General features: G+C 73.9%; 15 protein-coding genes and 2 tRNA genes. 8 read left to right on the top strand and 9 right to left on the bottom strand.

The window, feature by feature from the left end:
- Positions 1-37 precede the first annotated feature (37 nt).
- The 3 genes from ACFFKU_RS08465 to ACFFKU_RS08455 form a co-directional block, all read right to left on the bottom strand.
- Positions 38-709, bottom strand: a complete 672-nt coding sequence (locus ACFFKU_RS08465; RefSeq protein ID WP_380137146.1) for a ClpP family protease — start codon at positions 707-709, stop codon at positions 38-40.
- A gap of 281 nt (positions 710-990) precedes the next feature.
- Entirely contained in the window at positions 991-2,421 is a 1,431-nt protein-coding gene (gene tig, locus ACFFKU_RS08460) for a trigger factor (RefSeq protein ID WP_380137144.1), read from the bottom strand.
- 93 nt (positions 2,422-2,514) lie between these two features.
- Positions 2,515-2,588: transfer RNA gene (locus tag ACFFKU_RS08455), tRNA-Pro, on the bottom strand.
- A 270-nt stretch (positions 2,589-2,858) separates the two neighbouring features.
- On the opposite strand from ACFFKU_RS08455, the gene ACFFKU_RS08450 reads away from it, so the two are divergent.
- Together ACFFKU_RS08450 and ACFFKU_RS08445 are read left to right on the top strand one after the other, a co-directional pair.
- Positions 2,859-2,932 (top strand) — tRNA-Gly (locus ACFFKU_RS08450).
- Positions 2,933-3,462: 530 nt separating this feature from the next.
- Positions 3,463-4,620 carry a glycerate kinase gene (locus ACFFKU_RS08445; RefSeq protein ID WP_380137141.1) on the top strand — a complete coding sequence of 386 codons (1,158 nt, stop codon included), beginning with the start codon at positions 3,463-3,465 and terminating at the stop codon, positions 4,618-4,620.
- A 47-nt stretch (positions 4,621-4,667) separates the two neighbouring features.
- Here ACFFKU_RS08445 and ACFFKU_RS18505 read toward each other — a convergent pair whose 3' ends face one another.
- Genes ACFFKU_RS18505 through ACFFKU_RS08425 form a run of 4 tightly spaced genes read right to left on the bottom strand, consistent with a single transcriptional unit; the run spans position 4,668 to position 7,791 of the window.
- Positions 4,668-5,783, bottom strand: coding sequence for a PP2C family protein-serine/threonine phosphatase (locus ACFFKU_RS18505; RefSeq protein ID WP_380155507.1), 1,116 nt, complete (start codon positions 5,781-5,783; stop codon positions 4,668-4,670).
- 43 nt (positions 5,784-5,826) lie between these two features.
- On the bottom strand, positions 5,827-6,636 hold the full coding sequence (locus ACFFKU_RS08435) for an Fpg/Nei family DNA glycosylase (RefSeq protein WP_380137139.1): 810 nt from the start codon (positions 6,634-6,636) through the stop codon (positions 5,827-5,829).
- Positions 6,637-6,666: 30 nt separating this feature from the next.
- Positions 6,667-7,140, bottom strand: coding sequence for a ribose-5-phosphate isomerase (locus ACFFKU_RS08430; protein WP_380137137.1), 474 nt, complete (start codon positions 7,138-7,140; stop codon positions 6,667-6,669).
- A 45-nt stretch (positions 7,141-7,185) separates the two neighbouring features.
- Complete coding sequence (locus ACFFKU_RS08425; RefSeq protein ID WP_380137136.1) at positions 7,186-7,791, bottom strand: mycothiol-dependent nitroreductase Rv2466c family protein; 606 nt, start codon at positions 7,789-7,791, stop codon at positions 7,186-7,188.
- 147 nt (positions 7,792-7,938) lie between these two features.
- On the opposite strand from ACFFKU_RS08425, the gene pepN reads away from it, so the two are divergent.
- On the top strand, positions 7,939-10,509 hold the full coding sequence (gene pepN / locus ACFFKU_RS08420; protein ID WP_380137135.1) for an aminopeptidase N: 2,571 nt from the start codon (positions 7,939-7,941) through the stop codon (positions 10,507-10,509).
- Between the two features lie 102 nt (positions 10,510-10,611).
- Here pepN and malQ read toward each other — a convergent pair whose 3' ends face one another.
- Positions 10,612-12,804, bottom strand: a complete 2,193-nt coding sequence (gene malQ / locus ACFFKU_RS08415) for a 4-alpha-glucanotransferase (RefSeq protein WP_380137133.1) — start codon at positions 12,802-12,804, stop codon at positions 10,612-10,614.
- Positions 12,805-12,926: 122 nt separating this feature from the next.
- On the opposite strand from malQ, the gene ACFFKU_RS08410 reads away from it, so the two are divergent.
- From ACFFKU_RS08410 to ACFFKU_RS08395, 4 genes are all read left to right on the top strand, one after another.
- Entirely contained in the window at positions 12,927-15,119 is a 2,193-nt protein-coding gene (locus ACFFKU_RS08410) for a prolyl oligopeptidase family serine peptidase (protein ID WP_380137132.1), read from the top strand.
- Positions 15,120-15,224: 105 nt separating this feature from the next.
- Positions 15,225-16,427 carry a mechanosensitive ion channel family protein gene (locus ACFFKU_RS08405; protein WP_380137130.1) on the top strand — a complete coding sequence of 401 codons (1,203 nt, stop codon included), beginning with the start codon at positions 15,225-15,227 and terminating at the stop codon, positions 16,425-16,427.
- Between the two features lie 97 nt (positions 16,428-16,524).
- Positions 16,525-18,093: an SDR family oxidoreductase gene (locus tag ACFFKU_RS08400; RefSeq protein WP_380137128.1), complete on the top strand. Its 1,569-nt coding sequence runs from the start codon at positions 16,525-16,527 to the stop codon at positions 18,091-18,093.
- On the top strand, positions 18,090-18,548 hold the full coding sequence (locus ACFFKU_RS08395; protein WP_380137127.1) for a globin: 459 nt from the start codon (positions 18,090-18,092) through the stop codon (positions 18,546-18,548). The genes ACFFKU_RS08400 and ACFFKU_RS08395 overlap by 4 nt, the downstream gene beginning before the upstream one ends.
- A gap of 12 nt (positions 18,549-18,560) precedes the next feature.
- On the opposite strand, the gene ACFFKU_RS08390 is transcribed toward ACFFKU_RS08395, so the two are convergent.
- Positions 18,561-20,066, bottom strand: a complete 1,506-nt coding sequence (locus ACFFKU_RS08390; RefSeq protein WP_380137126.1) for a helix-turn-helix domain-containing protein — start codon at positions 20,064-20,066, stop codon at positions 18,561-18,563.
- Between the two features lie 148 nt (positions 20,067-20,214).
- Here ACFFKU_RS08390 and ACFFKU_RS08385 point away from each other — a divergent pair, with 148 nt between their 5' ends.
- A complete protein-coding gene (locus ACFFKU_RS08385; protein WP_380137125.1) occupies positions 20,215-22,089 on the top strand; it encodes a phosphoenolpyruvate carboxykinase (GTP) in 1,875 nt (624 codons plus the stop codon).
- Positions 22,090-22,138 lie beyond the last annotated feature (49 nt).

Below are 22,138 nucleotides of genomic sequence, written 5' to 3'. Positions count from 1 at the left end.
AATCTGGGCGGGTCGACCGGCCGGGAAGGGGAACTGCTCACGCACCGGTGCCGCCGCCCCCCTCGACCTCGCTGGTGTGGCCGACCACGTGGTCGATCAGGCCGTACTCCTGGGCCTGCTCGGCCGTGAACCAGCGGTCGCGGTCGGAGTCGCGGGTGATGGTCTCGAAGGACTGCCCGGAGTGCTTGGCGATGAGCTCGGCCATCTGCCGCTTGGTCATGATGATCTGCTCGGCCAGGATCTTGATGTCGCTGGCGGAACCGCCGAGCCCGCCCAGGGGCTGGTGCATCATGATCTTGGCGTGGGGCAGGGCCGACCGCTTGCCCGGGGCGCCCGCGCAGAGCAGGAACTGCCCCATCGAGGCGGCCATGCCCGTGGCGATCGTCGCCACGTCGGGCTTGATGTACTGCATGGTGTCGTAGATCGACATGCCCGCGGAGACCGATCCCCCGGGGGAGTTGATGTACATGAAGATGTCGGCGTCCGGGTCCTCCGCCGCGAGCAGCAGCAGCTGCGCGCAGATGGCGTTGGCCATGTCGTCACGGACCTCGGAACCGAGCCAGATGATCCGCTGCTGGAGCAGGCGCTGGTAGACGTTGTCGTCCAGCCCGGGGCCGGGCTGTCCCGTGCGTGCGGACGGACCCGTCGTGACGAGACCGTCCCCGGCCCGAGGCGTCACCAGTCCCGGTGCGCTCTTGATGTGGCTCACGCTGTCTCCTGGCCTCTCTTGACGGACGGGCCGGCCCCGGGGGGACGACCGTCTCGACCTCTTCGGTCTGCCTGGATCTGGTCGGCCTGTCGTCGAGCGACAGGTCCGGCGGGAACGCCGGTCCGTCGACCCTAACGCGCACCCCCGACACCACCGCGGCGGAGGGCGGCCGTTTCGCTGTGGGCGCATCCGGGCCGCCGGAGGTCCCTTCCGACCCGGTCCCCGGACGACGACGGCCGGCCCGGGGACCCCCGGACCGGCCGTCGTGGTGCTGCGTGGACTCAGGCCTTGGAGCCCTCGCCGTCCTGGGCCGCGTCGGCGGCCTGCTGGGCGTCGTCACCGGTCGGGTCGACGGTCTCGCCCTCGGACCCGGCCGGGGCGGCGTTGTCGTCGGCCACCTCGGAGTCGGAGTCCGCGGGGTCGGCGGACTCGTCCTCGTCCTCGCCGCCCACGAGCTCCTCGAGGTCCACGACGTTGCCCGAGGCGTCGGTCACGGTGGCCTTCTCCATGGCGACGGCCAGCGCCTTGCGGCGGCGGACCTCGCCGACCATGCCCGGGATCTGACCGGAACCGTCGAGCATCTGGATGAACTGCCCGGGCTCCATGCCGTACTGCTGCGACTGCCCGACGAGGTACTCGACCAGCTCGCCCTGCTCGACGGTCAGCTCCTCGCGGTTGGCCAGCGCGTCCAGCAGCAGCTGGCTCTGCAGGGCCTTCGTGGTGCTCTCGACGACCTCGGCGCGGTGCTCGTCGTCCTCGAGCCGGTTCTCCTGCTCCAGGTGGCGGTGCACCTCGGCCTCGACCAGGGAGGCGGGGACCGGGACCTCGACGATCTCCAGCAGCTTCTCCAGGACGCGGTCGCGCGCCTGCAGGCCCTGCTGGAACTTGGCCGCGGTCTCGGCCTGGGTGGCGAGGTCGGCGCGCAGCTCCTCGAGGGTGTCGAACTCGCTCGCGAGCTGGGCGAAGTCGTCGTCGGCCTCGGGCAGCACGCGCTCCTTCACCGACTGCACGGTGACCTTGACGGTCGCGTCCTGGCCCTTGCGCTCACCCCCGGCCAGCGGGGCGACGAAGGTGGCGTCCTCACCTGCGGAGAGCCCGGTCAGGGCCTCGTCGATGCCGTCGATCATGTTGCCCTGGCCGACCTGGTAGGAGATGCCCTTGGCGGACTCGATCTCCTCGCCGTCGATCTCGGCGCGCAGGTCGATCGAGACGAAGTCACCGTCGCCGGCCGGACGGTCGACCCCGGTCAGGGTGCCGAAGCGCTCGCGGAGGGCGTCGAGGCGGGTGCCGACCTCGTCGTCGCCGACGGTGACGTCGTCGACGGAGACCGCGAGGTCCTCCAGCGTGGGCAGCTCCAGCGTGGGGACCACGTCCACCTCGACGGAGAACTTCAGGTCGCCGCCGCTGGTCGGGTCAGGGGCCTGCGAGACGTCCACCGTGGGCTGGCCCAGCGGCTGGATCTCGGACTCCTCCACCGCGCGCTGGTAGAACTTCGGCAGCGCGTCGTTGACGGCCTCCTCGAGCACGGCGGCCCGCCCGAAGCGCTGGTCGATGATGCGCGGGGGGACCTTGCCCTTGCGGAAGCCGGGCACCTGCACCTGTCCGGCGATGGACTTGTAGGCAGCGTCGAGGCTGGGCTTCAGCTCGTCGTAGCCGACCTCCACGGTCAGCTTCACCCGCGTCGGGTTGAGGGTCTCGACGTCGCTCTTCACAGTCGGTCTCTCCAGGGATCTCTCCGCTTGCTCGCGGAGGTCGAGGTCGTCGGTCGGTCGGTCCGGCACGCACGGTCGACCCGTGCACGTCCGTCGGGGTACCCGGATTCGAACCGGGGGCCTTCCGCTCCCAAAGCGGACGCGCTACCAAGCTGCGCCACACCCCGCGCACCCTGGACCGCACGCGGCCACGGGTACCGGAGCAGGCTACCGCCGACCATGCTCCCGGGCGTCGCTCGACGGTCCATCCCGCGTCCATCGCCGTCCTGGGGATGCCCCGCAAGGCCGACGACGGGGTCCGATCCCGTCGTCGGATCGGCCCCGAGGAGAGCGCCGCGGGGCGCCGCCAGGGCGGGGAGGGGCCGGGTCGAGACCGTCGAGCGATGCCCTAAGCTGGCACCGATGCGTCCGGCGCCCGCGAGGGGGCCGGGCCGTCTGCGGGTGTAGCTCAATGGTAGAGCCCTAGTCTTCCAAACTAGCTACGCGAGTTCGATTCTCGTCACCCGCTCCACCGGAGCCGGTCCGCCTCGCGCGGACCGGCTTCGTCGTTCCCGGGGCGAGGGGATCGGCGAGCTGCGCGGTGAACTCCTCCCGCAGCCGCCTGGCAGCCCGCAGACCGACCACCGCCTTGGCGAAGCCCGGTTCGCGCAGCCGCGGCCCGACGAGGGGCCGGGCGCGCACCGTCCACGGGCGCCGCAGCACGAGCCGGGCCAGGACCGCCGTGACCACGAGGACCGTGACGACCACCGCGTCGGTCACCAGCAGCAGCAGCAGCGGGACGACGACGAACCAGCCGAGCAGGCCGACCGTGAGCGCGCCGAGGATCAGGGCGAGACCGACGAGCAGGTCGTCGAGGTCTCCGAGCGGCCCCCCACCCTCGCTCTCGGCCCGGCGCCGCCGCTTCCAGGCCGACAAGCGGGCCGACAGGTACCGCCACCGGGGCAGGAACTCGACCCGGACCGACCAGATCGTGCCGTCCGGTGCCCGCACGTCCCGTGATCGCACCCCGCCAGGCTGGATCGCCCGCCTAGGCTGGCGCGGGTGCTGAGACTCCCCGCCGACCGCGTCCCGCACGTCGTCCTGGCCCCCGACAAGTTCAAGGGCTCGCTGAGCGCCGCCGAGGTCGCCGCGACGGTCGCCGACGCGTTCGCGCAGGCCGCGGCCGAGGTGGGACGCGAGGTCCGGACGACCGAGGTCCCGGTCGCCGACGGCGGGGAGGGGACGGTCGAGGCGGCGCTCGCCGCCGGCTGGCGCCCGCTGACCCGGGTGGTGAGCGGCCCGACCGGCCGGGTGCACGAGGCGGTGCTCGCCCGCCGGGGCGAGGACGCCCTGGTCGAGATGGCCCAGGCCGACGGCCTGGACCGGCTGCCGGACGGGCTCGCGCCGCTGACCGCGGGGACCCGGGGCACCGGGGAGCTCGTCCGGTCGGCCCTCGACGACGGGGCCCGCCGCGTGGTCCTCGCCGTCGGGGGCAGTGCGAGCACCGACGGCGGCGCCGGGATGCTCCAGGCGCTCGGCGCCCGGCTGCTCGACGCCGCCGGGCGCGAGCTGCCCGGGGGCGGGGGCGCCCTGCTCGACCTGGCCCGGGTGGACCTCGACGGTCTCGACCCGCGACTGGCGGGGGTCGGGTGGACCCTGGCCGCCGACGTCGACAACCCGCTGCTCGGGCCCCGGGGGGCGGCCGCCGTCTTCGGACCGCAGAAGGGGGCCGACCCCCGCGACGTCGAACGTCTGGACGCCGGTCTCGCCCGCCTCGCCGACGCCCTCGCCGCAGCGGGGGTGCCCGAGGCGCGCGACCTCCCGGGGGCGGGGGCGGCCGGAGGTCTCGGGCTCCCGGCCCTCGGGTTGTTCGGCGCCCGGCGGCGCCCCGGGATCGACGTGGTGCTGGAACTGGCCGGTTTCGCCGGACGAGCCGCCGACGCCGACCTCGTCGTCACCGGCGAGGGCTCCTTCGACGAGCAGTCCCTGGGCGGCAAGACACCGGTCGGGGTGGCCCGGGCCGCGGCGGCCGCCGGCGCGCCGGTGGTGGTGCTGAGCGGGCGGCGCGCGCTCACCGAGGACCGCTGGCGGGCCGCGGGGTTCGCCGCCGCGATCGCCCTCACCGACCTGGGCGAACCCGCCGAGACGTGCGTGGCGCAGGCGCGCCCGCTGCTGCACCGGGTGGCCCTGGACCTCGCCCGGGACCTGCTGCGGCCCTGACCCCTCCGGCCGGAGGCCCGCCCCGGACCGGCGCCGACCCGGTCGGTTCAGACCGGGCGCGGCTCCTGGCGTCGGACCAGGCAGGCCGTGCGGTCGTCCGACTCCCCGGGGGCGAAGTCGTCGACGAGGCGGGCGAGGAAGGTGCCGTCCCGCGGGTCGGGCTGGCGACCCAGTTCGACGGCCAGTCGTCGGATGCCCTCCTCCAGGTCGGCGTCGCGGTGCTCGACCACCCCGTCGGAGTAGACGAGCAGGGCGTCGCCCGGGTCCAGGTGCAGCCGGGTCACCGGGAAGGGCGGGTCGGGCAGCAGGCCGAGGGCAGGCCCCGCACCGGGCAGCTCGAGCACCGAGGGCCGTCCGGACACCAACCGGACCGGGGGCGGGTGGCCCGCGGTGGAGACGACGACGTCACCGCGATCGAGGTCGACGGAGAGGTGCACGGCGGTCGCGAAGCCCTCCGTCCAGCGTTGGCGCAGGACGTAGCGGTTGGCGGCCGTGAGGAACGATCCCGGGGCGACCGCTCCCAGCAACCCGCCGAAGGACCCGGCCAGGAGCAGGCCGCGCACCCCCGCGTCCTGCCCCTTGCCCGAGACGTCGACGAGGCAGATCTCCAGGGTCCGTCCGTCCGGGGCCAGGGTCGACAGGAGCACGTCACCGGAGAACGCGTCCCCGTGGGCCGGACGGCGCAGCCCCTCCACCGACCAGCCCTGCGGGGTCGCCTCCAGCGCGGACTGGTCGAGCAGACGCTCGCGCAGCTCCACCAGCATCGCCTCGCCGAGGAACCCGGCCAGCCCGAGCCGGCCCCGGCTGCGCGCGAACGCCAGCGCGAACCCGAACGTCAGGACCAGCGTGACGATGAGGCTGAGCTGCACCGGACGGGCGGTTCCCCACCGACCGTGCGTGACGAGGGCCAGGGCCAGCAGGGCGACGCCCACGAGCAGGAGCATGCGCTCCAACCGCAGGAGCGAGGCGCCGAGCAGCACGACCGGGATGAGCGCGGTGAGCGGGACCAGCTGGGTGCGGCTCGCGCCGAGACCGATGAGGACCGTCAGGACGGCGAGGACGACGACGGTCGGGTTCTGGGGCGGTCGGGCGAGCACGCGCCGGCCCCGACGACCCCAGGCGCGGACCTGGCGCACCACCGGGCGCCATCGCTCTGCGTGCACATCTGAACACTAACCGCGATCGGTCCGCGGGGTGGTCCGGCGGTCACCCCGGTTGGCAGCGCGGGCACCAGTAGAGGTGGCGACCGGCCAGGTCGGCGTGCGCCACCGGGGTCGAGCAGACCCGGCACGGCTCTCCCGTGCGTCGGTAGACGTAGTGGGCGTCGGCGCGGGTGACCCGCCCCGTCGGGCGGGACCGGTGCTCGGGCCGCGTCGTCACGATGCGCCCCGCCCGGACCCCGGTGCGCAGCAGCTCGCGCAGGTCGGACCAGAGCTCACCGAGGGTCTCCTCGCCGACGGCCCGACCGGGACGGTAGGGGTCGAGTCCCGCCCGGAAGAGCGCTTCGGCGCGGTAGACGACCCCCACGCCCGCGACGACCTCCTGCTGCATGAGCAGCCCGGCCACGGGGGCCCGCGACCGTCCGATCCGGGCGAGGGCCGGCCCCGGGTCGTCCCCGCGCAACGGGTCGGGACCGAGGCGCTCGTGGACCGCGGACACCTGTTCGGGCTCCAGCACCTCGCAGGCCGTGGGACCGCGGAGGTCGGCCCAGTGCTCGCCGTTCTCGAGCCGGGCACGCACCAGACCGCGCGGGGCGGGCGGTTCCCCCGTGCCGAAGGTCCATTTGCCGTAGAGCCCGAGGTGGACGTGCAGCGTGCGGGCCGGCTCGTCGGCCTCGTGCGCCACGTCGAGGAAGAGGTGCTTGCCGTGGGCGTCGGTGCCCACGACCTCCCTGCCGTCCAGCGCCCGGGCCCCGTCGCCGAAGCGGCCCTGCGGACTGCTCACCCGGACCGGGGCACCTCGGAAGCGCCGGGCCAGCTCCCGGGCGTGACGGTGGACGGTGTGGCCCTCGGGCATGGCACCCCTCGCGGGTCGGGCCCGCCCGGGTCAGGGCTGGGGCAGCGGCGGCAGCTCCCCCGTCTCGGCGTAGGCGGTGAGCAGGTCGATGCGGCGCTGGTGCCGGGCCTCGCCCGAGAACGGGGTCGTCACGAACGCCTCGGCGATCAGGGCCGCCTCGGCGAGAGTGTGCATGCGCGCCCCGATGCCCGCGACCTGGGCGTCGTTGTGCTCCCGGGCCAGCCGGGCCGTCTCGACCGACCAGGTCAGGGCGGCCCGGATGCCGGGCACCGCGTTCGCGGCGATCTGCTCGCCGTTGCCGGAACCGCCGAGCACGAGGCCGAGGCTGCCGGGCTCGTCCACGACCGCCTGCGCGGTGCGCAGGATGAAGGGGGGGTAGTCGTCGACGGCGTCGTAGACGAGGGCGCCGTGGTCGACGACGTCGTGCCCCAGCCCCCGCAGGTGGGCGACGAGGTGCTCCTTGAGCTCGAATCCGGCGTGGTCGGTGCCGATGTGGACGCGCATGGCGGGAGCCTCCCAGAGCGCGGGCCCCCGCCCTGCGGCGGGGTGTCAGTCGAAGATCGGGTCCTGCGTGCGGGTGCGCTTGAGCTCGAAGAAACCGGGGGTCCCGGCGACGAGCAGGCAGCCGTCCCACAACCGCCCGGCCGCCTCGCCCTTCGGGGCGGGGGTCACGACGGGGCCGAAGAAGGCGACGTCGTCGAAGGCCACGACGGGGGTGCCGACGTCCTGCCCGACCTTGTCGATGCCCTCCTGGTGGGAGGCGCGCAGGGCCTCGTCGTGCTCCTCGGAGGTGGCGGCGGCGGCCAGCTCGGCGGGCAGGCCGACCTCGGCCAGCGCCTCGGCGACGACCCGGTCGAAGTCCTTGTCCCCACCGGGGTGGATGCGGGTGCCCAGAGCGGTGTAGAGCGGCAGGACGACGTCGTCGCCGTGCGCGGCGCGCGCCGCGGTGACGACGCGGACCGGGCCCCAGCCCTTGGTCATCAGCTCGCGGTACTCCTCGGGGAGGTCACGCCCCTCGTTGAGCACCGACAGGCTCATCACGTGCCAGCGCACCTCGACGTCGCGGACCTTCTCGACCTCGAGCATCCAGCGGGAGGTCATCCAGGCCCAGGGGCACAGCGGGTCGAACCAGAAGTCGGCGGTGGCAGCACTCATGAGGGTCATCCTGCCCCCGCCCGCGCGGGGGGACACCCCGGGCCGGAGCACGTGTCGCAGGGGCGTGGCAGAGTGCGCAGCTGTCGCCGAGGAGAGGTGGCGGCACCGACCTCCAGGGCGGTGCCGGTCGGAGGAGAGGACGTGGGTGTGCCCGGGGAGAATCTGACGCGCGAGGAGGCGCGCCAGCGCGCCGGGATCGTGCGCGCGCAGTCCTACGACGTCGAGCTGGACCTGACGGTGGGGGCGGAGACCTTCCGCTCCCGCACGACGATGCGCTTCTCGGCCACCCCGGGGTCGGCGACGTTCGTCGACCTGATCGCCCCGCGCGTCGAGACGGTCCGGCTCAACGGGACCGAGCTGGAGGCCGCGGCCGTGTTCGACGGCGCCCGCATCTCGCTCGAGGGCCTGGCCCAGGACAACGAGCTGGTCGTGGTGGCCGACTGCGCCTACATGAACACCGGGGAGGGGCTGCACCGGTTCGTCGACCCGGTCGATGACGAGGTGTACCTGTACTCCCAGTTCGAGGTCGCCGACTCCCGGCGGGTGTTCGCGGTCTTCGAGCAGCCCGACCTCAAGGCGGAGTTCCGCTTCGACGTGACCGCCCCCGCGCACTGGCAGGTGTTCTCCTGCATGCCGGTCGCCTCCGTCGAGACTGTCGGCCCCCGCGACGGCGGGGACGCGCGGCGGTGGCGGTTCGACCCCACGCCGCGCCTGTCCTCCTACGTGACCGCGGTCGTGGCCGGGCCCTACGAGGGCCGCACCGGGGAGCTCACGAGCGCCGACGGTCGCACCGTCCCGCTGGGCGTCTACTGCCGTCGTTCCCTGCTGCCGCACCTGGAGGCCGAGGCGGTCATGGACGCGACCCGTGCCGGGTTCACGTTCTACGAGCGCGAGTTCGACCTGCCGTTCCCCTTCCCCAAGTACGACCAGATCTTCGTCCCCGAGTTCAACGCCGGGGCGATGGAGAACGTCGGCGCGGTCACCTTCACCGAGGCCTACGTCTTCCGGTCCAAGGTTCCCGAGGCCACGGTGGAACGTCGGGTGGTCACGGTCCTGCACGAGCTGGCCCACATGTGGTTCGGCGACCTGGTGACCATGCGCTGGTGGAACGACCTGTGGCTCAACGAGTCCTTCGCGGAGTTCGCCAGCACCCTGGCCACGGCCGAGGCCACCGAATGGACCGGGGCCTGGACCACCTTCGCCTCGCTCGAGAAGTCGTGGGCCTACCGGCAGGACCAGCTGCCGACGACCCACCCCATCGTCGCGGCGATCAACGACCTCGAGGACGTCGAGGTGAACTTCGACGGGATCACCTACGCCAAGGGCGCCAGCGTCCTGCGCCAGCTGGTGGCCTACGTGGGCCGCGAGGAGTTCCTGGGCGGGGTCCGCGCCTACTTCCGCAAGCACGCCTACGGCAGCACCGAGCTGCGCGACCTGCTGGTCGAGCTCGAGGCCACCTCGGGCCGCGACCTCGGCGTGTGGTCGCAGGAGTGGTTGGAGACGGCCGGGGTCGCCACCCTGCGCCCGGTGCTGGAGGTCGACGCCGACGGGGTGATCACCGCGGCCCGTCTGGAGCAGACCGCGCCGACCGCGCACCCGCACCTGCGCTCGCACCGGCTGGCGCTGGGCGCCTACGACCTGCAGGACGGTCGGCTGCACCGGACGCGGCGCATCGAGCTGGACGTCGCGGGGGCGGTGACCGAGCTGCCCGACCTGGTGGGGACCCGGCGTCCGGACCTGCTGCTGGTGAACGACGACGACCTCGCCTACGCCAAGATCAGGTTGGACCCCGCCTCGCTGACCACGGCGCTCGACCGGCTCAACGCCTTCGAGGACTCGTTGCCGCGGGCCCTGGTGGCGGCGGCCCTGTGGGACATGACGCGCGACGGGGAGTCCCCCGCCCGGTCCTACGTCGACCTGCTGCTGTCGACGCTGCTGCCGGGCGACCCGGGCAGCCGGCCGGACTCGACGGTGCTCCTGGTGCTGCTGCGCCAGCTGCGGACGACGGTCGACCTGTACGTGGCCCCGGCCGCCCGGGCCGAGGTCTCCGCCCGCAGCGCCGAGGCCCTGCTCGAGCTGCTCCGGACGGCCGAGCCGGGCAGCGACACGCAGCTGCAGTTCGTCCGGGCCCTCGCGGCGGCGGCCCGGGACGGGCAGCCGCTGGACACCGTGGCCGGGCTGCTCGCCGGGACGACCAGCCTGCCGGGGCTCGACGTCGACACCGACCTGCGCTGGGTGCTGCTGACCTCGCTGGTGGCCGCCGGGCGGATGGGTGAGGCGGAGATCGCTGCCGAGCAGGCGGCCGACAACACGGCCAACGGGGCGCGGGCCGCGACGGCCGCCCGCGCCGCGATGCCGACGGCCGAGGCGAAGCAGGCCGTCTGGGACCGGGTCGTCGAGCGGGGGGACCTCCCGAACGCCATGGCCGCCAGCGCGATCGCCGGGTTCACCCGCGTCGCCGATCCCGAGCTGCTGCGCGGTTTCGTCGAGCCCTACTTCGCCTCCCTGACCCGGGTCTGGGCGGACCGGACCAACGAGATGGCCCAGCAGATCGTGACCGGTCTCTACCCGCTGGAACTGGCCGACGCGGACCTGCTGGACCGGACGGACGCGTGGTTGGAGGAGCACCCCGACGCCGCGCCGGCCCTGCGCCGGCTGGTCCTCGAGAACCGTGACGGCGTCGCCCGGGCGCTGCGGGCCCAGGAACGCGACGTCTGACCTGAACGACACCGGCCCGCACCTCCGGAAGGAGGTGCGGGCCGGGTGCGTCGTGGGCCGCGTCGCCGGCCGCGTCGTCAGCCGGATGTCGGGCGCGGGCCGTCAGGCCGGCCGGACCGCCTCGTCGACGGCCTTGGCCAGCGACCGGGCCCGGGCGTCCGTCCCCAGGTCGTCCAGCAGGACGACCGCGCCGTCGGGGCCGCAGAGCGGCATCCGCCAGTTCGGGTACTCCAGCGCCGTCCCGGGTTGGTTCTGCGTGCGGTGGTCACCCACCATGTCGACCAGGGAGACCCCCAGCATCAGCGAGGGTGACGTCGCCAGGTACCGGTGCAGGGCCTCGACCACGGACTGCTCGTCCGGCCCCCCTTGACCGTCCGGGTCCGGGAGCGTGTCGAGGAAGCCGCTGCGCCGCACCCGTTCCAGGATGCGTTCCTGCTCGGCGCGATCGCGCGAGCGCTCCTCCTCGACGGGTCGCGTCAGCAGCCCGAGCCGTTCGCGCAGGGCCACGTGCTCCTGGGCGAGGTATCCCGCGGTGGGCGGGAGGTCGTGGACCGTGACCGTGGACAGGGCCAGCTCCCGGTAGCGCCGGGGGTCACGGGGTTCGTCGCCGTCGAACTCGAACCACAGCACCGAGGTCCCGAGCACCCCGCGCTCGGCCAGGTAGTCCCGCACCCACGGCTCGACCGTGCCGAGGTCCTCCCCGACCACGACGGCCCCGGCCCGCTGCGCCTCGAGGGCCAGGATGCCGATCAGCGCGTCGTGGTCGTAGCGGACGTAGGTGCCCTCGGTGGGCGGAGCGCCCTCGGGGATCCACCAGAGCCGGAACAGGCCGATGACGTGGTCGACCCGCAGGCCCCCGGCGTGGCGGAGGATGGTGCGCACCATGTCCCGGAACGGGGTGTAGGCCTGCTCGGCCAGGGCGTCGGGCCGCCACGGCGGTTGCGACCAGTCCTGCCCCTGCTGGTTGAACGGGTCCGGCGGCGCGCCGACCGTGACCCCGCGGGCGAGGGCCGGACCCAGCGTCCACACGTCCGCCCCGTCGGGGTGCACGCCCACGGCGAGGTCGTGCACGATGCCCGGTCCCGTCCCGGGCGCGGTGGCCGAGTCCTGGGCGTCGCGCAGCTGCTCGTCGCACTGCCACTGCAGCCACCGGTAGAAGTCGACCCGGTCGGCGAGGTCGTCCAGCGCCCCCGACGCCGCGGCGGCCTCCGGGGTCCGGGCCGTCGCGGGCCAGTCGGCGGTGGACAGCCCGTGGGTCTCGGCCAGCGCGCACCACTGCGCGAACCCGGTCAGCCCCGGGTCCTCCGAGGTGCAGTAACGACGGAACGCGGCCTCCCGGGCCGGACTGCGACCGTGGTCGAAGAGGATCTGCAGGGCCTCCCGCTTCGCCGTCCAGACCCGGTCCCGGTCGATCTCACCGGGATCGGCGTTGAGCGGACGCAGCTCGCGGGCCAGCGCCTCCACGGCGCGGCGGTCCTCGGGTCGCAGGTAGCCGTACTCCCGCACGTCCTCCACCCGCAGGTAGAGCGGGTTCACGAAGCGTCGGGTGGTGGGCAGGTAGGGCGAGGACTCCATCGGGGGGACCGGTTGGGCCGCGGCGAGCGGGTTGACCAGGACCCATCCGGCTCCCTGACCGGCCGCGGTGGCGGCGAGGTCGGCCAGGTCGGCCAGGTCGCCGACGCCCCAGGAGGCCCGGGAGCGGACGGAGTAGAGCTGGGCCTGGACCCCCCAGACGCGGCGCGTCTGCAGCAGGTCCGGCAGCTCCAGGACGTCGGGCGTCACCACGAGCGGGCAGGTCACCTCCCCGGCCGGGGAGTGCGCCCGCAGGACGTGCCAGCCCAGGGGCAGGTCGTCGGGGACCTCGAAGGTCGCCCGGCCGGTCAGTCGTCCGTCGACGTGGACGGGGTCGACCCAGCGCTCGACCTGGCGCAGGGGAGCCCACCCCTCGTCGTCCTCGATCTCGACGACGAGCTCCACCGGATCCCCGTGCGGCACGTGGACGGGGACGAGCGCGAGCTGTCCCTCCCGGACCACGACGATCGGCGGCAGGGTGCGTCGCCAGGGCCGCAACCGGACCTCCTCGGCGCTGGCCGCGACCGCGGCCGGGTCCGAGACGTCGAGGCCCATCGCCGTGAGCACGGCGGTGACGGTGCCGAGGGAGGCCTCGGTGGTGCGGCCCTGCCAGTCGGTGAAGGAGGTGGCCACGCCGAGGGACTCGGCCAGGGCGCTGAGCTGGGCGGAGGGACGTTCGGAGACGTCGGCGGCGGACGGCGATCCGGACCAGGCGTGCGACACGCGACGACTCTGCCAGAGCGACCCCGCAGCGGCGCGCCCAGCCCGCGCGGCGGCCGGGCGTGTCCCCGGTGAGGGAACCGGACGCGGCCGTGGTGTCGGGCCCCCTGCCTACAGTGACCGGGGTGAGCCAGCCCCAGGACACCCCCGCACCGCAGGACACCCCCCTCGCACCGCGCTCCGACCTCGTCGAGGAACGGCACGGGCACGCGGTGGCCGACCCCTACCGGTGGCTGGAGGACGCGACCGGTCCCCGCACCCGCGCCTGGGCGCAGGAGCAGGACGAGCGGTTCGCGCGGGCGATGGAGGGCCTTCCCGCCCGCGAGGCCGTGGAACGCCGGGTCCTCGACCTCATGGCGACCGGGTCGGTGGGCGCCCCGGTGCACCGCGGCGGACGCGTGTTCCGGACCCGGCGCGAACCGCAGGCCGAGCACGCGGTGCTGCACGTCGAGGAGGCCGACGGCGACTCGCGGGTGCTGGTCGACCCGATGGCGATCGACCCGGCCGGCACGACCACGCTGGACTCCTGGCGGCCCGACGTCGAGGGCGACCTGCTGGCCTACCAGGTCTCCGAGGGCGGCAGCGAGGAGAGCGTCCTGCGCGTCCTCGACGTGGCCACCGGTGAGCACGTGGGTCCCGCGCTGGACCGGGCCCGCTACTCCCCCGTCGCCTGGCTGCCGGTGGCCGCGGACGGCACCCGGGCCTTCTTCTACGTGCGCCGTCGACCCCCGGAGGAGCTGCCCGAGGCGGAGCGGCAGTACCACCGTCGGGTGGTGCTGCGCCGCTTCCACCCGCAGCGCCCGGAGGAGGCCACCGAGACCGAGGTCTTCGGTGCCGGGCGGCCGATGACCACCTACTACGGGGTCTGGACCTCGCGCGACGGACGCTGGCTCGTGGTCAGCGCCTCCGACGGGACGGCCCCGCGCAACGACGTCTGGATCGCCGACCTGGGGGCGGGCGACGCGGCGCAGCCCGTGCTCACGGAGGTGGTGGTCGGTCGCGACGCCCAGACCGGCGCCTGGGTGGGCCGCGACGGTCGGCTCTACGTCGTCACCGACCTCGACGCACCGCGCGGGCGGCTCGCCGTGGCCACCCCGCAGCGCCCCGGTCCCGAGCACTGGCGCGACGTCCTGGCCGCCGACGCCCCCGACCGCGACCCCGCGGCCGTCCTCGACGACGTCGCCGTGCTCGACGGTCCCGACCTCCCCGAGCCGCTGCTGGTCGCGGCCTGGACCCGGCACACCGTGGCCGAGCTGACCGTCCACGACCTGGCCACCGGCGAGCGCCGTCCGGGTCGCGCCGGCACGGTCGCGCTGCCCGGGGCCGGATCGGTCGGCGGTCTGCTCACCCGGCCCGAGGGCGGGCCCGAGCTCTGGTTCGGCTGGAGCGACACGACCACCCCGGCCGCGGTGCACCGCTTCGACGCCCGGACCGGTGTGCTCGAGGTGGTGGCCCGCCCGCCGGGGGCGGTGCGGGTGCCGGACGTCGTGAGCCGACTGGTGGAGTTCCGCAGCCGCGACGAGACGGTGGTCCGGATGCGCGTGGTGGCCCGGGCCGACGCCCTGACGGCCGAGGGCGGGCCCCCCCGACCCGCCCCGACCATCCTCTACGGCTACGGGGGCTTCGGGATCAGCCTGGCCCCCCACTACGCCCCCGACGCGCTGGCCTGGGTCGAGGCCGGCGGGGTCTACGTGGTCGCCAACCTGCGCGGCGGCGGCGAGGAGGGGGAGGAGTGGCACCGGGCCGGCATGCGCGAGCACAAGCAGAACGTGTTCGACGACTGCCACGCGGCGGCCCGGGCGCTGGTCGCGGGCGGTTGGACGACGCCCGAGCAGCTGTGCGTCTCCGGCGGCTCGAACGGGGGGCTGCTGGTGGGGGCCGTCTGCGTCCAGGAGCCCGCGCTGTACCGGGCCGTCCTGTGCTCGGCGCCGCTGCTCGACATGCTCCGCTACGAGGAGCACGGCTTGGGCGCGACGTGGAACGACGAGTACGGTCGGGCCGCGGACGCGGAGGAGTTCGGGTGGCTGCTCGGCTACTCCCCCTACCACCACGTCCGGCCCGGGGTCCGCTACCCGGCGGTGCTGTTCACGGTCTTCGACGGTGACAGCCGGGTCGACCCGCTGCACGCGCGCAAGATGTGCGCGGCCCTGCAGCACGCCACCACGGCCACGGCCGAGGAGGCGCCCGTCCTGCTCCGGCGCGAGGCCGACGTGGGGCACGGGTCCCGGTCCCTGACTCGCGGGGCCCGCCTGGTCCGCGACACCCTGTGCTTCGCGGCCGACCGGACCGGCCTGGACCTCTCGGTCCGACGGGACTGAGCGGGCCGGGAGCCGGCCACCCCCGAACGACCGGACGACCGCACGCACGACCGCACGCACGCACGCACGACCGAACCGACGACGCACCAAGGAGAACCCTCGACCGTGCTCGGCCTGACCCTGCCCGACGGAGTCCTCACGGGGACCGCCAGTCCGCTGGCCAACGACGTCTGCACCACCGACTCGCCCAACATCTGCGGGGTGGTCCACGGCTGGACCGGATCGAGCTGGGCCGGGTTGATCTCCTCGGTCCTGGTCCAGGTCCTGCTCATCCTCGTGATCGGTTTCGTCGCCCGCTACCTGCTGCTCAAGGTCATCGACCGCACGGTGGCCGGGATCGCGGCCGGCGGGGCGCGGGTGACCCGCAACGCCGGGCGCCGCAACGGTCTGATGGAGAGCTCCCCGCTGCTCTCGGAGCGCCGCCACCAGCGCGCCGAGACGCTGGGCTCGGTCCTGAAGAGCACGGCCACCCTCGTCATCGGGGTGCTCGTGGTCCTCATGGTGCTGGCCCAGCTCGACCTCAACATCGCGCCGTTCATCGCCTCGGCCGGGATCGTCGGGGTCGCGCTCGGGTTCGGGGCGCAGAGCCTGGTGAAGGACTTCCTGTCCGGCATCTTCATGCTGGCCGAGGACCAGTACGGCGTCGGCGACGTCGTGGACCTCGGGGACGCCTCGGGCACCGTCGAGGCGGTCGGGCTCCGGGTGACGCGGGTGCGCGACGTGAACGGGACCGTCTGGTACGTCCGCAACGGCGAGATCCTGCGGGTCGGCAACCAGAGCCAGGGCTGGGCCCGCGCGGTCATCGACGTCTCGGTGACCTACGAGTCCGACCTCTCCCACGTGCACGAGGTGCTGCAGCGCGTCGGGGACAAGCTCGCGGCCGAGGACGAGTGGAAGGCCCTGGTCATCGGCCCGGTCGAGGTCTGGGGCGTGGAGGCCATGGACACCGGCGGGGTCGTCCTGCGCCTGGTCGTGAAGACCGCCCCCCTGCAGCAGTGGGCCGTGCAGCGGGAGCTGCGCCGGCGCATCAAGGCGGTCTTCGACGCCGAGGGCATCGAGATCCCCTACCTGCAGAGCACCGTCTGGTTGCGCAACGAGGAGCGTCACCCGCCGCGGGCCCCGCGGGCCGGCGCGCGCGCCGCGAGCACCGTGCACGACGAGTGCCACCCGCCGCCGCCCAGCGAGGCCGACGTGGCGGCCGAGTCCGCCCAGGCCCCCGGCGGCCAGGGTCCTGCCGCGGGCGCGGGGTCGGCGGGCGCGAGCACCCCGACGGCCGACCGCGAGACCCCGGCGCCACGCCGCGGCTGAGCGGCGCCACCGGAGGCCGCGACGGGTGAGGACCGTCCCCCGTCGCCGCTGATCGTCTCGGCTCGCGCCCCGCGCGGGCGCGGCCGAGACTTCCGGCATGAGTTCGTCCCGGACCGCCAGCCTGGAACCCTTCGTCGACGGGGCCGGCCGTCTCGCGCTCGTGACCGGCGTGACCGGCTACATCGGGGGCCGTCTGGTCCCCGTGCTCCTCGAGAACGGGTTCCGGGTCCGGGCCCTCGCCCGGCGCCCGGAGTCCCTGCGCGACCGGCCGTGGATCGACGACGTCGAGGTCGTGCAGGGCGACGCCTCCGACCCCGAGCAGCTCCGTCCCGCGCTGGAGGGGGTCGACGTCGCCTACTACCTCATCCACGCGATGAGCGGGGGCGACCACTTCTCCTCCCGCGACCGGCGGACCGCGCGCACGTTCGCCCGCGCGGCGGCCGAGGCCGGGGTCGGCCGGATGATCTACCTGGGCGGGCTCTACCCCGAGGGCGAGGAGCTCTCGACCCACCTGGAGTCGCGACGCGAGGTCGGGGAGATCCTGCTGGACTCCCCGGTGCCGACCACCGTGCTGCGGGCCGCGGTCATCCTCGGCTCCGGCTCGGCGAGCTTCGAGATGATGCGCTACCTCACCGAGCGGCTCCCGGCGATGATCTGCCCGCGCTGGGTGAAGAACCGCATCCAGCCCATCGCCGTGCGCGACGTGCTGCGCTACCTGGTGGGTTCGGCCGACATGCCGCCAGAGGTGAACCGGGGCTTCGACATCGGGGGTCCCGACGTCGTCACGTACCTGGACATGATGCGCGGCTACGCCGCGGTGGCCGGCCTGCCCAAGCGCTACATCCTGCCGATCAACGTGTTGACCCCCCGCCTGTCGAGCCACTGGGTCGGCGTGGTCACGCCGGTGCCCAAGGAGATCGCCCAGCCGCTGGTCGAGAGCCTGGTCCACGAGGTGGTCTGCAAGGAGCACGACGTCGCCCGCTACGTCGCCGACCCGCCGGACGGGCTGATCGGCTTCGAGGAGGCGGTCGGGCTGGCCCTGCAGAAGATCTCCGAGGCCCAGGTCGTCACCCGCTGGTCCTCCGCCTCGGTCCCGGGTGCGCCGAGCGACCCGCTGCCCTCCGACCCCGACTGGGCCGGCGGCAACCTCTACGTGGACGAGCGCACGACGGTGGTGGACGCCCCGCCCGAGGTGCTGTGGTCGGTGCTGGAGGGGATCGGTGGGGAGTCCGGCTGGTACTCCTGGCCCACCGCCTGGTCGCTGCGCGGGATCATGGACCGCTACGCCGGTGGGCCGGGGCTGCGCCGCGGCCGCCGCGACCCCCAGCACCTCATCGTGGGCGACGCGGTCGACTGGTGGCGGGTCGAGGAGCGGGTGGAGAACCGGATGATCCGGTTGCGCGCCGAGATGCGGGTCCCCGGGCTCGCCTGGCTGGAGCTGCACGTCGAGCGGGACGCGCTGGGGCGCACCCTGTTCCGCCAGCGGGCCCTGTTCCACCCCCGTGGACTCGCGGGTCAGGCCTACTGGGCGGCGGTCACCCCCTTCCACGGCATCGTGTTCGGGGGCATGCAGGCGAACATCACCAAGACCGCGGAGGCCCGGTCGCGCGCGCTGGCCACCGGCGCCACCGACGCGGGGCAGCGGTCGGCGAGAATGGCCGGGTGAGCCTTCCCTCCCGCCCGCAGAACCTCCTCGGCCGCACGCCCGGCGGCGCCGGGGGCCGGACCGTCTCGTTCTACGACGAGGTCGGGGGGCACGACACCTTCGTGACCCTGGTCGACCGGTTCTACGACGGGGTGGACGGAGAGGGCGGGGTCGCGGCCGACGAGGTCCTGCGCCCCATGTACCCCGAGGCCGACCTCGGACCCGCGAAGCAGCGTCTGAGGATGTTCCTGGAGCAGTACTGGGGCGGGCCGGGGACCTACTCCGAGCAGCGCGGACATCCGCGCCTCCGGATGCGTCACGGGGGTTTCAAGGTCAACCCCGACGCGCGCGACCGGTGGCTGACCCACATGCGGGCGGCGGTCGACTCCCTCGACCTCTCCCCCGCCGCCCACGGCGTGCTCTGGGACTACCTCGACCGGGCCGCGCACTCGCTGCTGAACACCTTCGAGGACTAGGAGGACCTGCCCTCAGCGCGGGGCGTGGGAGTCCAGGAACGTCCAGACGTCGTTGTCGTCGACACCCGGGTGCGACCCCGAGGGCAGCGGCGCCAGGATCTGGCTGTGCAGCCGCGCGCTGGGCCAGGACCGACCCGCCCACCGCGCGGCGAGCTCGCCGTCGGGACGGCGGCAGCAGCTCGCGTCCGGGCAGGAGCTCTTGGCCCGGACCCGGGTGTCGCGGCCCCGGAACCACTTGGCGTGCACGTAGGGCACGCCGATCGTGATCGAGAACTCGCCCTCCCGGGTGGCCCCGGTCTGCGAGGAGCACCAGAACGTCCCGGCCGGGGTGTCGGTGTACTGGTAGTTCTCGGTCGTGCGGTTGCGCACCGAGAACACCTCGCGCGCGGTCCACCGGCGGCACACGGGTTGTCCCTCGATCGCCCCGTCGTTGTCCTCGACGAACGGGACGCCGTCGTTCTCGTAGCCGCGGTAGAGGACGCCGTCGTCGTTGACCCGGAGGAAGTGCACCGGGATCCCGAGGTGCGACGTCAGCAGGTTGGTCAGCCGGTGCGCCGCCGCCTCGTGGGTCACGCCGAACGCGTCGCGGAAGTCCTCGACGGCGAGGTCCTTCTCGGCCTTGGCGTTGGAGAGGTACTCCACCGAGGCCGACATCGGCATCAGGCAGGACGCGGCGAAGTAGTTGATCTCCAGCCGTTGCCGCAGGAAGTCCGTGTAGCTGCTCGGACGCTCGTGGCCGAGCACCCGGTGGGCCAGGGCCTGCAGCGCGAGCGAACGCAGCCCGTGGCCGCCCGGGATCGAGGCCGGCGGGAGGTAGATGCGCCCGTGGGCGAGGTCGGTGACCGTCCGGGCGGAGTGCGGCAGGTCCTCGACGTGGACGATGGTGAACCCCAGGTCGGCCGCCATCCGCGCGACCGTGCGGTGGGTCAGCGCCCCGCTGGTGTAGCCGGCGCTGCGCACGAGCTCCTCGGCGACCTCCTCGATCTCGGGGAGGAAGTTGTCCACCCGGCGCATGAGCTGACGGATCTCGATGTTGGCCCGTCGGGCCTCCTCCGGGGTCGCGTTCGCCGCGTCGTGCCGGCGGACCAGCTCCCGCTGCAGGGCCACCAGGGCCTCCAGCGCGTCGGTGGGCAGCTTGCGACTCAACCGCACCTCGGGGATGCCGAGCGTGCGGAACAGGGTGCTGCGCTGGCTGCGCTCCAGCTCCAGCTCCAGCGCCGTGCGGCGGTCGGTCGGCGGGGCCGCGTCGAGCAGGTCGGAGGCAGTGATCCCGAGGGCCTGGGCGACGGCGGTGATCAGGGACAGCCGGGGTTCGCGCTTGCCGTTCTCGATCTGCGACAGCCGGCTCTGCGCCGCGCCGATGCGGTCGCCCAGCTCGGCCAGCGTCAACCCCGCCGCCTGCCGGTGCTGCCGGATGCGCCGCCCCACGCTGAGGGCGTCGACGTCGGTGGGAGGCGCGACCACCTCCCGGTCCGGGGGTTCGGTCAGGCTCTCGAGGGCGGCGACGCGCAACGGCATGGCTTCACGATAAGTGAAGATCGGTCGATCTTCACCCCCCATCCGCCTTGTTCGGGGCTTGCGCTGACGTCAACGTTGAAGTCAAGCAACCGAACGACCGCCCGAACGACCAGGCAACCGACCGAGGGGACCCGCTGACGTGACGACCATGGCCGAGCGCACCACCGCCCGTACCGACCGCGAGCAGTCCTTCGAGGACTCCTCCGACCGGCCCACGCTCTCCGCGGCGCCGACGAGCAACCGGCGGCTGCTGGCCTGGGTCTCCGACGTGGCCCGCCTCACCCAGCCCGACCAGGTCGTCTGGTGCGACGGCAGCCAGGAGGAGTTCGACCGCCTGACCGCCGAGATGGTGGCCGCGGGCACCCTGATCCCCGTCCCCAAGCGCCCGGGCAGCTTCCTCGCCCGTTCCTCCAGCAGCGACGTCGCCCGGGTGGAGTCGCGCACCTTCATCGCCGCGGCCACCCAGGAGGAGGCCGGCCCGACCAACAACTGGCGCGAGCCCAACGCCCTGCGCGAGGAGCTCAACGGCGTCTTCTCCGGCTCCATGCGCGGCCGCACGATGTACGTCGTGCCCTTCTCGATGGGCCCGGTCGGCGGCCCGATCTCGCAGCTCGGGGTGCAGCTCACCGACTCCCCGTACGCCGTCGTCAGCATGCGCATCATGACCCGGATGGGCCAGGCCGCCCTCGACGCCATCACCGAGGACACCGCGTGGGTCCCCGCACTGCACTCGGTGGGCTACCCCCTGGTCGACACGCTCGGCCGCTCCCGTCCGGACATGGCCTGGCCGTGCAACGAGCACAAGTACATCGCCCACTTCCCCGATACCCGCGAGATCATGTCGTTCGGGTCCGGCTACGGCGGCAACGCGCTGCTCGGCAAGAAGTGCTTCGCCCTGCGCATCGCCTCGGTGATGGCCCGCTCGGAGGGCTGGCTGGCCGAGCACATGCTCATCATCAAGGTGACCTCCCCCGAGGGCCGCGTGCACCACCTGGCCGCGGCGTTCCCCTCGGCCTGCGGCAAGACCAACCTGGCCATGCTGCAGCCGACCATCCCGGGGTGGAAGGTCGAGACCATCGGCGACGACATCGCCTGGATGCGCCCCGGCCCCGACGGCACGCTGCGCGCCATCAACCCCGAGGCCGGGTTCTTCGGCGTGGCGCCCGGCACCGGCTGGTCCACCAACCCCACCGCGATGCAGATGATCGGTGAGAACACCATCTTCACCAACGTCGCGTTGACCGACGACGGCGACGTGTGGTGGGAGGGCATGACCGACGAGGTGCCCGAGCACCTCACCGACTGGCGCGGCAACGACTGGACCCCGGAGTCCGGGACCACCGCGGCCCACCCGAACGGCCGGTTCACCGTCTCCGCGGCCCAGTGCCCCTCGATCGCCGACGACTTCGACGCCCCCGAGGGCGTCGTCATCGACGCGGTGCTCTTCGGCGGTCGTCGCCGCAGCAACGTCCCCCTCGTCCTCGAGGCGCGCGACTGGGAGCACGGCGTCTACCTGGGCGCGACCATCTCCTCGGAGCAGACCGCGGCCGCCGAGGGCACCGTCGGGGAACTGCGGCACGACCCGTTCGCGATGCTCCCGTTCGCGGGCTACAACATGGCCGACTACTTCGCGCACTGGCTCTCGGTCGGTTCGTCCCTCCCGGACGACAAGCGTCCCAAGGTGTTCGGGGTGAACTGGTTCCGTCGCGGTGACGACGGCCGGTTCCTCTGGCCCGGGTTCGGCGAGAACTCCCGCGTCGTGGAGTGGATCTGCCGCCGCGTGGAGGGCTCGGCCGGGGCCGAGGAGATCCCGCTCGGCCTGGTGCCGGGGGTCGACGCGCTGAACCTCGAGGGTCTGGACGTCCCGGTCGGGGACCTCGAGGAGCTGTTCTCGGTCGACCCGACCTCCTGGAACGCCGAGCTCGACCAGCTGGAGCAGTGGTTCACCACGTTCGGCGAGCGGCTGCCCGCCGAGCTGCCGACCCAGCTGCAGACCCTGCGCGACCGCCTCCCCCGCGGCTGACCCTCCCCCGGGGAGACGAACGGCCCCCGCACGCCTGGCGTGCGGGGGC

Origin of the sequence: Kineococcus gynurae, from assembly GCF_042433995.1 — a bacterium.
Classification (GTDB): Bacteria; Actinomycetota; Actinomycetes; order Actinomycetales; family Kineococcaceae; genus Kineococcus; species Kineococcus gynurae.
Note: the sequence above shows the minus strand (reverse complement) of the source record. Positions and strands in the feature narration are given on the sequence as shown.

What these genes read in the sequence shown, in the direction of transcription:
- ACFFKU_RS08425 (WP_380137136.1), bottom strand. Translation starts at nt 7,791, where the DNA reads ATGAGTGCTGCCACCGCCGACTTCTGGTTCGACCCGCTGTGCCCCTGG.
- ACFFKU_RS08400 (WP_380137128.1), top strand. Translation starts at nt 16,525, where the DNA reads ATGAGTTCGTCCCGGACCGCCAGCCTGGAACCCTTCGTCGACGGGGCC.
- ACFFKU_RS08435 (WP_380137139.1), bottom strand. Translation starts at nt 6,636, where the DNA reads ATGCCCGAGGGCCACACCGTCCACCGTCACGCCCGGGAGCTGGCCCGG.
- ACFFKU_RS08430 (WP_380137137.1), bottom strand. Translation starts at nt 7,140, where the DNA reads ATGCGCGTCCACATCGGCACCGACCACGCCGGATTCGAGCTCAAGGAG.
- ACFFKU_RS08390 (WP_380137126.1), bottom strand. Translation starts at nt 20,066, where the DNA reads ATGCCGTTGCGCGTCGCCGCCCTCGAGAGCCTGACCGAACCCCCGGAC.
- ACFFKU_RS08385 (WP_380137125.1), top strand. Translation starts at nt 20,215, where the DNA reads ATGGCCGAGCGCACCACCGCCCGTACCGACCGCGAGCAGTCCTTCGAG.